Genomic DNA, 12,523 nt, shown 5'->3' on the forward strand with positions numbered 1-12,523 from the left:
TTTTCCCATGAGGAAATGGTCACCATGCCTTCCAGTTCACAATTCTTCTCCTCTTCTTAATGTCCTTAATTTCTGAATGGCTTTAAGCTTTTTATCGAGACTATTTTTTTAACCATCAAGGATGTTAGGAGAATTAAGGGTTGCTTTTCACATGAAGAAAAGGTCACCGTGCCTTCCAGTTCACAAATCTCCTCCTCTTCTTAATGCCCTTAATTTCTGAATGGTTTAAAATCCCACACTTCAGTCACGGATTTTGACACTTCATTCAGATTCAATTTTTTGAGCGTTGGGCGCTCTTCAATTTTGGCTCAAATACAAGCCAACTATGAAGCCTATCTTCTCTTTTTTGATTCTCTTTCTTTGGATCCAAACCCTTGGATTTACGCAGACCATCCTTTCCGGAAAGGTACTCGACGAAAAAAACCAGCCCCTTCCCGGCGTCAATGTCTTCCTCAAAGGAACTTTTGACGGAGCAAGTACAGACCAAAACGGTTCCTTCCGATTCGAAACCACCGAATCGGGTACTCAAATTCTAGTCTTTAGCATGATGGGTTTTAAGTCCCAAGAGGTGGTGGTTGAACTTTCTGCGAAAATCTTTGAAGTCCCTTCCCTGATTCTCAAAGAAGAGTTCAATGAACTGAATACCGTCACCATCTCCGCAGGGGCCATGGAAGCCTCGGATGAGAAAAAATCCGTGATCCTTCGCCCCCTCGACATCGTGACCACTCCTTCGGCCATGGGCGATATCGTGGGAGCTTTTCAAACTTTGCCAGGCACTTCCACGGTTGGCAATGACGGTCGCCTCTTTGTACGCGGTGGTGATGCGAGCGAGGTTGGCATATTCATCGACGGCCTTCGCGTGGGAAATGCCTATGGAACCACCGCCGGAAATGTCCCAACCCGTACCCGATTCAATCCCAACCTTTTCAAAGGAACCTTCTTCTCCACCGGGGGATATTCAGCCGAATTTGGCCAGGCTCTTTCCTCGGCCTTAGCACTGAATACCAAAGATCTGGCAAAGCGAAGCCAAGGCGATCTATACATCATGTCGGTGGGCGGAGGTTATTCCCACACCTTGGCCAATGAGAAAAGAAGCCTTACTATCAGCGGAAATGTCTTTGACCTGAGGCCTTATCAAGCTTTGATCAAGCAAGACTTCGACTGGGAGCGGGCTCCTTTCGGAAGGGATGTGGAACTTGCCGCCCAGCAAAAATCAGCCAAAGGTGGTCTATGGAAAGTTCTCGCCCGCACCGAGTCCGGTGGAATGAAGCTCTGGCAGCCTCAACCCGGTCAGTCCACTCGTGGGATGCTCATCAATCTGAAAAACACCTATTCCTATGCCCAAACCAACTGGAGAAAAGGCTATGAAAACGGATGGTCGCTTTTCGGAGGGATTTCTTACTCTCAAAACAAAGATATCCTGAACCTCGGAGGCTTAGACTTAGAGCGAAAAAGTCAACTCACTCATGCCAAATGGACTGCGAGCTATGATTTTTCTGATCGCCTTCTGGTAAAAAATGGAGTAGAATATTTCCGAAATGATTTTTCGGAAGTCTTGACTAATGAAAATCTGAAACGGACTTTCAATGAAAACCAAGGCTATCTCTTCTCAGAATGGGACTGGTATTTCAGCCGAAAATTGGTTCTGAGATCCGGATTGCGAGCGGGAATTTCTTCCCTTGCGGATGAAAAATGGCTCGATCCCCGCACTTCCTTAGCCTACAAAATCTCCGAAAACGGAACGCTTTCCCTGGCTGCCGGACGATTTCACCAATTGCCGGAAGAAAGATTCAGAGTGTTGAATCCGAACCTGAAAAACACCGAATCCCGGCATTTGATCCTGAACTACCTTTACCAAAAAGAGGGCAAAACCTTCCGGGCAGAAGCCTTTCATAAATCATACGATCACTTGGTCCGATTTGAGGGAATGCTGGAGAACCCACAACAGGTCCGAAATGAAGGCAAGGGTTTTGCCCGTGGATTTGATGTGTTTTTTCGCGACCGCGAAAGTCTTAAAAACACAGATTACTGGATCACTTACAGCTTTGTGGACAGCAAGCGCAGCTATTTTCAATACACTGGACAGGTACAACCTGACTTTGCTCCCAAGCATAACCTGAGCGTGGTGGTCAAGCACTTTGTGCCCAATCTGAAATCACAGCTGGGTCTGTCTTGGTCATTCAATGACGGTCTGAGCTATACTGACCCGAATCAGCCCGGAGAAATGAACTCCAAAACCAGCTCGTTCCAAAACCTCAGCCTCAGTTGGAGCTATTTGCCCCGACCCAATCTGATCATTCATGGAGCCATCACCAATGTCACTGGCCACCAAAACATCTTCGGATATCAATTTGCTCAAGCCCCAAACGAACAGGGAAGATTTGAATCCCTACCACTCGGACAGGGAGCTCCACGATTCCTATTCCTCGGAATTTTCTTCACGATTTCTAAAGACAAAAACGCAAATAATTTAAACAACCTCTAAATCTTACAACACCATGAAAAAGTCTCTTTTTACCCTTGCCTTGGCATTTGCCTTCGTTTTTTCCGCTTTTGCCAATGATCCTGCCTACGAATCGGCTATGAAAAAACAGATTCAGGCCATGAAAACCATTCAAAACCCGGAACAATCTCAAGCCGTGGTCAATGGATTCCTGAGAATTGCAGAGGTGAAAAACACAGAATGGCTTCCGATTTATTATGCAGCCTATTTACAGACCATCGCTGCTTTTCGATTCGAAGTCAACAAAGACCAATACTTCGATCAAGCGATGGAGCTGATTAATAAAGCGGATAAGGTTGCTCCAAACAATTCCGAAATCACGGCTTTGAAGGGCTTCATTATCATGGGAAAACTATCTGTTGATCCCATGAGCCGAGGTCAGGAAATGAGTCCTTTGGCGATGCAGACGTTTGGAAAATCAATTGCTTTGGACAAGGAAAACCCTCGAGCAACTACACTTATGGCTCAAATGGAATTGGGAATGGCGCAATTCTTTGGTTCAGGAGTAGAAAAAGCTTGCGGACTGGCAAGAGTAGGACTGGAGCTTTTTGCCAAAGAAGAAGCCAAAATAAATGAGGATTATCTCTTGCCAACCTGGGGAAAAAGGGAAGCCGAGCAGGTCCTCAGCGCATGCAAGTAAAGCCCGATTTGAAAAACTAAACCAACTCACTCCTCCAAGAATCAAACTTGGAGGAGGTCATAATTCTAAAACTTGTGCTGAGCACTTGTAATAAGCTTGTCGAAGTATGTCGAAGCATTCGCAGTCCCAAATCCGAAATTCTTAGCTTTTTCCTAACTTCCTGCCATGACCCAATCCATCACAGACTGTCAAGAAGAAAAAGTAATCTGGAGAGACTTGAAGAAATTCCTTTTGGTCAACCTCGGAATAGCTTTGATCCTTCAGGTAATTTTTTGCCCCATCTGCTTTTTGAGTGGGGAGGATTTGATCAGCTTATTCCCTGATTTTGTTTTTTCCTTTTGTGTATCCATGGCTCTAAGCTATGGAGGAAGCCGGGTGGAGGAATTTTGGGAAAAAAGAATTTCTTGGGTACACGAACCGGTAAAGAGACTTTTTGCAACTGTTTTCACTTACATGATTTATGCCTTTGTGGTCAGTTTTTTCACCGTATTTGCTTTTGCCTTGATCGAATGGAACTTTCCTGCAGGACAAATTCCATGGCATACGATTCTCAAATTTACTTTTACCCCGATGACTATCGCCTTGGTTTTCATGGCGATTTTCACCTCCCGAGCTTGGCTGATGGAATGGCGCAAATCCGCCATCGAAACCGAGCAACTCCGCTCCGAAAAGCTTGCCAGCCAATACCAAAGTCTCAAAGACCAGCTCAATCCTCACTTCCTATTCAACTCCCTCAATGCACTATCCAATCTCGTATATGACGATGCAGATAGATCAGCTGCTTTCATCCAAAAACTGAGCAAAATCTACCGATACGTCCTCGATGTGCAGCAGGAAGAACTGGTAGATCTAGACCGTGAGTTGGATTTTGCCAAAAATTACCTTGAACTGCAAAAGATCCGATTTGAAGAAAATCTGAACTTCAAGTTGGAGGTACCCAATTGCAAAGGCTATTTTTTACCTCCTCTTTCATTGCAGCTTTTGTTGGAAAATGCCATCAAGCACAATATCGCTTCTCAGGAAAATCCGCTTTTTATTTCCATTATTCAAATAGGCGATGAGCTCTGGGTAAGCAACACCTTCCAACCTAAAATCAGTCAAAATGAGTCTTCCAAAGGTGTGGGGCTGGAAAATATCCGTTCCCGCTATCGGATATTGAGTGATCGAAAAACCGAAATCTTCCAGTCAGCAGACGAGTTTTTGGTCAAACTTCCCCTTTTGAAAGTAAGCCTATGAGGATCCTGATCATCGAAGACGAAAAACCTGCCGCCACCCGCTTGAATAAACTGCTCCAGGCACATTTTCCCACAGCCGAATTGATCGGGAATCTGGATACTGTAAGCAGATCAATTCGCTGGTTTTCCGAAAATCCGGCTCCGGATCTGATCTTCTGCGACATTCAACTTGCAGACGGGATTAGCTTTGAGATTTTTGAACAGGTGAAAGTAAAAGTTCCGATCGTGTTCACCACGGCATTTGATCACTATGCGATCAGGGCATTTCAGGTCAACGCAATTGACTACCTACTAAAACCCATCGATCCCAAAGACTTGGCACGGGCAGTGGAAAAATTCAGGTCCCGAAGCATTCAACCCAACTTGGATTTGAATCTGCTCAAAACCCTGATCCAACCTCAGGCAAAATCATTTAAAACCAGATTTTTAGTACGATTTGGAGAGAAAATCCAAAGCATCCCAATCGAAGAAATCGCGATTTTCTTCAGCGAGGAGCGGGTCACTTTTCTACAAACTCATGCGGGCAAAAAATATGTCCTCGATTCCACACTCGAGCAGGTCGAAGCCCAAGTCGATCCGGCCATTTTCTTCCGTCTCAACAGAAAATACCTCAGTCATGTGGACGCCATCGAGGAAGTGCTGACCTACTCCAACAGCCGATTGAAAGTCAAGCTGACTAACTGCACGGACTCGGATATTTTGGTAAGTCGGGAAAAAGTGACCGAATTGAAAAATTGGCTTGACCGATAACTGTTAATTTTTACGCTATTTGCAGCGAAAAGTCTGATCTTCTCGTTTTTACCTGGATTAAAACCCACATGTTATGAAGCTTTTCCTGCTCAAACTTCCCATTCTGTTCGGCTTTATTGTGGCCGCATGCGGAACTCAGGATTCGGTCAACCTGCCAGTATCGGATTCAGCAGAATCCTACCAAAAATTGGCCGAAGCTCCGTCAACTGAGCAACCTGCTCCGCCGGCAGAATTTTCCGAACGAAAAATCATCCGTGAAGGCGACATCTATTTCGAATGTCGGGACATCCAGGAAACCGATGCCTTTCTCAAAGCCGAAGTCAATGCCGCCAAAGGCTTTATCTCCAACGAATCGGAAAACAGCTACGGAGAACGAAGTGAAAAGCGCCTGACCATCCGCATTCCTTCTGATCAGCTTGATCCTTTGCTCGAAAAAATCCAATCCCATGCCATACGTATCGAAAATTCCAACATCCGAAGCGAAGACGTCACCGAGCAATTTATCGATGTCGAAGCCCGGCTCAAGACCAAAAAAGAACTCGAAAACCGCTACACTGAGCTCCTCAAACTCGCCCGAACTGTGGACGAAATCCTTCGACTCGAGCGCGAACTGGCTACTGTCCGAGGCGAAATCGAATCCATGCAAGGAAGGCTGAACTACCTGGGCGATCGGGTTTCACTGAGCACGTTAAATGTTTCATTTTTTGTAGAAAAGAATAGAGAATTCGGCTTTTTCAGCAAAGCTAATGACAGCCTGAAAAATGGCTGGACCAATCTTCAATGGTTCTTTATTTTCGTATTGAACCTTTGGCCATTCTTCCTGATTGCCGGGGCCTTGTTGGTTTGGCTGTTGAAACGAAAGAAAACTCCGCCTCCACCGATGAAGTAAGCATTAGTTATTTCCCTCTCAGGAAAAAGTTGTGGCAAATCGTGGAAAGGAAAGCTATATTCAGCCATGAATCGACTTATAGCTTTCATGATTTTGAGCTTTGCTTGGGCTTGCCAAGCCCCGGATAAAACCCCCATCAATTTGGAGGAATTGACCATCTCTGAAATTCACCATGCCTACCAAAACGGGAATTTTTCAGCTGAAGATTTGACAAAAGCTTATCTCGATCGAATCGAAGCGCTGGATTCTTCACTGAATTCAATTTCGATTACTAACTCTGAAGCTTTGGCTATTGCCAAAAAACTCGATGAGGAATTTAAAAAAGCCGGAAAACTTCGTCCACTTCACGGAATTCCCCTGATTGTCAAAGACAACATCAATACAACCGGACTCCCGACCACCGCAGGAGCCTTGGCCTTGGCTGATTTTTATCCGGAGGAAGATGCCTTTATCATCAAAAAACTAGTGGAGTCCGGAGCCATTATCATCGGCAAATCCAACATGGCCGAGTGGGCCTTTAGCCCGATGCATTCGGAAAGCTCTACCCAAGGCACTATTCGTAACCCCTACAATTTGGATCACGTTCCGGCAGGATCGAGCGGCGGGACCGGTGCATCTATCGCCTCAAACTTTGGAGTGATTGGATTAGGAACAGACACCGGAAATTCCATTCGTGGACCAAGCTCCCACAATGCTTTGGTGGGATTCCGGACGACTTTGGGTTTGGTCAGTCGGGAAGGAATTGTACCGCTTTACCTTCGAAATGATGTAGTTGGTCCGATGTGCCGAACAGTCGAAGACGCTACCAAAGTATTGGAAGCCATCGCGGGGTTTGATCCCAAGGACCCGATTACCAACTTTTCCAAAGGAAAAATCCCTGAGAATTATTCTCAATTTCTCCAGAAAGAAGGGTTGAAAGGCACCAGAATCGGTGTCTTCCGAACCCTAAGCGAAGTGAATCCCGATCCGGAAATCACTGCACTATTTAACCAATCTTTGAAAGATATGCAGGCATTGGGAGCTGTGATTATTGATTCGGTCGAAGTGGAAAATTTTGATTCCCTTCGTAGAAATCAGTGGTGTCCCGTATTCCGTCAAGATCTGGAAAAGTTTTTGGCAGACTATGTCAAACGCGATACGATGAAAACCCTCGAGGATGTAATCCGAGTCGGGACTAAATCTGACTATGCCAGGGAAGGACTTGAACGCTTTCGCGAAAGCGATTTGCCTGAAAATATGGCTGAAAATTGTGGAGATCCATTTACCGATCCGGAGCGGATTGCTTTTCGCGAAGCGATCGAAAAAGTCATGGATTCCCTGATGCTCGATGCGCTGGTCTATCCTAGCTGGAACAGTAAACCAGCACGAATTGATCGATTTCAAGAGGAATACTCGGGAGACAACTCTCAGATCATTGCACCCCACACAGGGCAACCTGCCTTTACTGTACCGATGGGATTCACTTCCGGCAATCTTCCCGCCGGGCTACAGTTTCTTGGCAGAATGTGGTCTGAACCGGTCTTGATCCGATTGGTGTATTCTTATGAGCAGGGAACATTGCATCGAAAAGCACCCAATTTGACTGACTAAATCGGCTGATAAGTCGAAAAGGGCAAGGGCTGATTCTAAAGGAATGAGATCTTTTTTCTTGCCTAAAGTTCAAATGTTTCCTTCCGCTACTGCCGGAATTTGGTCAGCTCTCCGCTGATTTTCAGGACTTTTTATGAATAAATTAGATTTTTCCACTAACTTTTATCAGCTCCATCTGGAGAGAAAGAGGAAATGATTTCGGAGAAGATAATTTGGAAAAACATCACCTGGAATATAAACAATTGACAAAATGAAGGAGAAACTACTGCTGTTCCTTTTTGCCTCTCTGCTTTTTTCCTGTACCTCAAAGGAAAAAAAAGCGGCTAAATCCGACCTGCCAAATATCGTTTTCATTTTTGCAGACGACTTGGGATACGGAGATATCGGGTGTTTTGGCGCTACGGATATTGCCACTCCAAATATTGATCGAATCGCAGCAGAAGGAATAAAGTTCACTTCATTTTTATCGGCCTCTCCCGTCTGCAGTCCTTCCAGAGCGGGCCTTTTGACAGGTCGGATGCCACAGCGTATGGGCATCAATTCAGTGTTTTTTCCGGAAAGCCTGACAGGAATGGACCCCGAGGAAATCACCTTCGCAGAAATTTTGAAACAAAAAGGCTATCGGACAGGCCTCGTGGGAAAATGGCATTTGGGTCACATGGAAAAATACCTTCCGCTCAATCAGGGTTTTGATGAATACTTCGGTATTCCGTATTCCAATGACATGGCCTCTGTGGTCTATATGCGAGGAAATGAGGTGGAAGAATTCAAAGTTGATCAGCGATATACCACCCAAACTTACACCGAAGAATCTTTGAAATTCATCGATTCCAATTCAGATCAGCCCTTTTTCCTATACCTGGCGCACAGCATGCCGCATGTACCGATCTATACGTCTCCGGAGTTTGAGGGAAAATCCAACAGGGGACTTTATGGGGATGTGATCCAGGAAATGGATTGGAGTGTAGGGGAAGTGTTGAAAAAATTGGAGGAGAAGGGAATTCTAGAAAATACCCTCATCATTTTTTCTTCGGACAATGGTCCCTGGTTGGTGATGGAGGACCATGGGGGTTCAGCAGGGCCACTTAGAGAGGGTAAGCAATTCACTTTTGAAGGAGGAGTCCGTGTCCCTACTGTGGCCATGTGGAAAGGGAAAATTGATCCTGGACAGGTTTATGATGAGCTTGCCACTTTGATGGATTGGTTTCCGACTTTTTGTAAACTCGTGGGAGCAGAAATCCCCCAAGACAGAGAAATTGACGGAAAAGACCTGAGTTCGGTTCTTTTCGAAAACGGAAATCGGGAAGGGGATACCTTCATCTACTACATGCTTGCCAGTCAGGAAGCCTATCGGGAAGGGGATTGGAAGATTAAGCGGCCCTATGCAGGATTTGCAGGTACCAGAGGAATGAAAAAAGTAGAGGCTCACGACACGCTCCTGTTTAATCTCAAAACTGATCCCGGTGAAACCACCAATCTGGCAAAAGAAAATCCTGAAAAAACCGCTCAGATGATGCGGGCGATGGAGCTTGCAGTGAAGCAATTGGGTCCTTTGCCAGAAAATAAAGTAGCAAGGACTCCTCAGGACAACAGTCATTACGAATACTTGGAGAAGAAACACACTGAGAAAAATTGATTCTTCTATTCAGTAGCTAAACCTAAATTCGCTTAAACCAGATCCAACAAACCTTCCCTAAATAAGCTTTCGTCTACGCAAGCTTTTTGGGCATAGGAATATAAAGTACTGAAATAGAATAAAATAAAGGCAGTGCCAATAAAGTGTATATATTTCAATACTCTATATTTTAGATGATTTTGGGTTCGACACGGCATTACCCAAACATAAATTTATTTTTTGAGATTTCTGGTAAATATGACCTTTTGGGCTGAATTTGTATTGATTGACCACGGGTTCTCTTCGAATCCGAACCTCTTGAAAAAAACACCACAAATATTCCGGATCAAATCGAATATCATTCTAAAAATATGTGTAGACGCAAAGATGCCCGTTGAAAGAATTTTGGTATAAACCGGGCGGATACACGTCCACAGACGACGGTCCACTGTCCGATAGCTATCGGACTACAGTAATGTTAAACTAGTGATCTAGCCATTCTTTATTTGGCTACCTGCAGATATCCGAACACACCTATTCTAAAATCTCCCTTCGAAAAGAAATACCCCTCATTGGGGAAGTATTATACCCATTTCGTCCTAAGTCATAGCAATGAAAATTTTTGACTTATTAGTTTACTCTAATTATTTATGGCTAAGCATTGAAATTCCTTCATAAATACAAAAACCCAAATTTGATAATACGCTATTCTGACAGTAGACGAATATACCCTTGATTTTGGGCTGGGAGACCGAAGTCGGAAGACCGAAGAAGTCCAAGAATTGGCATTCACTAGTTCATTTGAACTTCGAAGTAAGCTACTGGCCAAGTTCCGTATATCCATAAACCCAAATAATGAATTCAGTTAAAAACTTTCAATTTTTCTTAAAATGAGAGGCAATCATGACAGATAAAGTCGCATTGATAACAGGTGCCAGCAGTGGCATAGGCAGAGCAACAGCACTTGCTTTTGCTAGAAAAGGTGCAAACGTAGTAGTAGCTGCCAGAAGAGCAGCAGAACTCGATGAATTGGTAAAGGAAATTGAAGCAATTGGTGGAAAAGCAAGTGCAATTGTTACCGATGTTTCAAAAGCTACTGAGGTGGAGCGCATGGTGACCCATGCTATCAAGGTATTTGGGCGGATTGACTATGCTGTGAACAATGCCGGTATAGAAGGTAATTTTGGCAGTGTAACCGACCTTTTGGAAGCAGATTGGGATCAGGTGATGGACATCAACCTCAAAGGTGTATTCCTCTGCATGAAGTATGAAGCCAGAGCCATGCTTGGTGCTGCCAATGGCGGGGCCATAGTGAATATTGGTTCTGTCAATTCTTTCCTGGGTTTTCCAACCGGCTCCGCTTATGTCACCTCTAAGCATGGCTTGATTGGACTGACTTCAAGTGTTTCGGCCGAATTGGGTCCAAAGGGAATTCGGGTAAATCTGTTATGCCCGGGAGTGGTGGATACACCCATGCACCGACGATTGCGGGGAATCGCGGGAGATGATTTGTATGACAAGGGCTTGCTCCCTACGGTTCACTTGCAAAGAGCTGCCCAACCTGAGGAAATCGCCAAATCCATTGTATTCCTTTGTTCTGATGACTCAAGTTATATTACAGGATCCACCCTGCTCGCGGATGGAGGACTGACGCTCACTTTATAATTATTTCAATTTTTAATCAATTCTAAATAAAAAAAGCCATGAAAACAGTAGGTATCATCGGAGGCTCCGGCTTTATCGGAAGCTTCAACACTCAAAAATTTTTAAATGAAGGATACCAAGTAAAAGTATCTACCACAGACCTTTCCAAAAAGGAAAAGTATGAACATTTGCTCAGCCTCAAAAATGCTGAGAATCTTGAAATCGCTCAATTGGATGTGGAAAACAAACAGGAGCTTCTGGATTTTTTGAAAGACTGTGAAATAGTCATACACGGAGGAACTCCATTCCAATTGGATGTGAAAGACCTTCAGAAAGAACTGTTTGACCCGACCATCAAGGGTACCGAAAACTTCTTGGAAGCAGTTCTTAAGACTCCCGAAATTGAAAAAGTCATATTCATTGCATCTGTGGCGGCTTACAACACTAGCTTTCCATTCTTACCTGCAGGAAAAAAAGCCGGTGAGCAAATCACCGAAGAAGATGCTCCATTTATGAGTGAAGAAGGCATTCCTTATGCCCAGGCTAAGTTTATCGCCAATCAGGCCGTCAATAAATTCATTGCCGACCACCCGGATTTAAGTTTTGAAATTACATCAGTTTCACCGACGGGTGTGATGGGAAAATCTCTGTCAAATCGACAGGATTCCACTTCAACAGGGATACAGTTTCTGTTTAAAAATAAAATTGCCCCCAACCCATTTATACAAATGATCTATGACATGGATGTATTGTGGGCATTGGTAGATGTAGAAGATGTTGCCGATGCGATTTTCAAAGCAGCGACAACCAAAAACATCCATGGGAAAAACTACCTCCTGTCAGGGGAAAGTTACAGAGTCTCAGATGTGACCTTGATGCTTAACAACCAACCTCCAATAGGCAAGCCTGAAATTGTTTACAGTTCTGCTTTAGTAGAAAAAGACTTGGGAATAGCATTTAAGCCTGTGAGCATTCCTTTGAACAACTATTCCTCCTAATCACAATGAAAGGCATCAATCCTTCTAGTCGCAGAGATTTCATGAAATCTGCTGCGGTCATTACCTCAGGCACACTTGGTCTTTCTATGATTACCAACCCGATCCAGGCCTCAGAATTTCCTGTCGAAAATCGGATCAATGTGATGGGTCCCAGAGATGGTTTTTCACTTCATATCGGAACTTTGCTATCCATGATGACCTGGATGCGGGATGTGATTTTGATGCCTGTAAGAGGGATGAGTGTGGATCAATTGGATTTCTTACTGGATGAAAACTCTAACTCCATTGGCGCCATGCTGCTCCATTTGGCCGCTACGGAACGGTTTTATCAGGTCCATACTTTCGAGGGAAAGGATTTTAGCAAGAAAGATTTAGATCGCTTTGACGTCGCAATGAATCTTGGTAATGAGGCCCGAAAAACCATCAAAGGAAATAACCTGGATTTTTATTTAAGTGCATTGGAAGAAGTCCGGGAAAATACTATCCGAGAATTCAAGAAAAGGGATGACGAATGGTTAATGAGTGTCGATGAGGAATGGCCTTGGGGTCCGACCAATAATTACTGCAAGTGGTTCCATGTCTGCGAACATGAGTCCAACCACAACGGGCAATTCAAATACATCAAAAGCCGGCTGCCAAGCAAGCGAACCTAAGGAAAG

10 protein-coding genes are annotated in these 12,523 nt (G+C 44.4%); all 10 read left to right on the top strand.

Annotated elements, in window-relative coordinates; genetic code table 11:
* Positions 1-325: 325 nt before the first annotated feature.
* Positions 326-2,485, top strand: a complete 2,160-nt coding sequence (locus C4S61_RS08170; RefSeq protein WP_103924301.1) for a TonB-dependent receptor — start codon at positions 326-328, stop codon at positions 2,483-2,485.
* A 13-nt stretch (positions 2,486-2,498) separates the two neighbouring features.
* Positions 2,499-3,143, top strand: coding sequence for a hypothetical protein (locus C4S61_RS08175; protein ID WP_103924302.1), 645 nt, complete (start codon positions 2,499-2,501; stop codon positions 3,141-3,143).
* A gap of 165 nt (positions 3,144-3,308) precedes the next feature.
* Positions 3,309-4,379 (top strand): sensor histidine kinase, encoded by a 1,071-nt coding sequence (locus C4S61_RS08180; RefSeq protein ID WP_103924303.1) that lies wholly within the window; start codon positions 3,309-3,311, stop codon positions 4,377-4,379.
* The gene (locus C4S61_RS08185; RefSeq protein ID WP_103924304.1) at positions 4,376-5,128 is read left to right on the top strand and encodes a LytR/AlgR family response regulator transcription factor; all 753 of its coding nucleotides are present in this window, start codon (positions 4,376-4,378) and stop codon (positions 5,126-5,128) included. The genes C4S61_RS08180 and C4S61_RS08185 overlap by 4 nt, the downstream gene beginning before the upstream one ends.
* A 73-nt stretch (positions 5,129-5,201) precedes the next feature.
* The gene (locus tag C4S61_RS08190) at positions 5,202-6,017 is read left to right on the top strand and encodes a DUF4349 domain-containing protein (RefSeq protein WP_103924305.1); all 816 of its coding nucleotides are present in this window, start codon (positions 5,202-5,204) and stop codon (positions 6,015-6,017) included.
* A gap of 87 nt (positions 6,018-6,104) precedes the next feature.
* Positions 6,105-7,607 carry an amidase gene (locus tag C4S61_RS08195; protein WP_235009879.1) on the top strand — a complete coding sequence of 501 codons (1,503 nt, stop codon included), beginning with the start codon at positions 6,105-6,107 and terminating at the stop codon, positions 7,605-7,607.
* A 250-nt stretch (positions 7,608-7,857) separates the two neighbouring features.
* A complete protein-coding gene (locus C4S61_RS08200) occupies positions 7,858-9,243 on the top strand; it encodes a sulfatase family protein (protein ID WP_103924307.1) in 1,386 nt (461 codons plus the stop codon).
* Positions 9,244-10,125: 882 nt separating this feature from the next.
* A complete protein-coding gene (locus C4S61_RS08205) occupies positions 10,126-10,887 on the top strand; it encodes an SDR family NAD(P)-dependent oxidoreductase (protein WP_103924308.1) in 762 nt (253 codons plus the stop codon).
* A 38-nt stretch (positions 10,888-10,925) separates the two neighbouring features.
* Positions 10,926-11,864, top strand: a complete 939-nt coding sequence (locus C4S61_RS08210; protein WP_103924309.1) for an NAD-dependent epimerase/dehydratase family protein — start codon at positions 10,926-10,928, stop codon at positions 11,862-11,864.
* Between the two features lie 5 nt (positions 11,865-11,869).
* Entirely contained in the window at positions 11,870-12,517 is a 648-nt protein-coding gene (locus C4S61_RS08215; protein WP_103924310.1) for a DinB family protein, read from the top strand.
* Positions 12,518-12,523 lie beyond the last annotated feature (6 nt).

The organism is Algoriphagus boritolerans DSM 17298 = JCM 18970, assembly GCF_900108085.1.
Classification (GTDB): Bacteria; Bacteroidota; Bacteroidia; order Cytophagales; family Cyclobacteriaceae; genus Algoriphagus; species Algoriphagus boritolerans.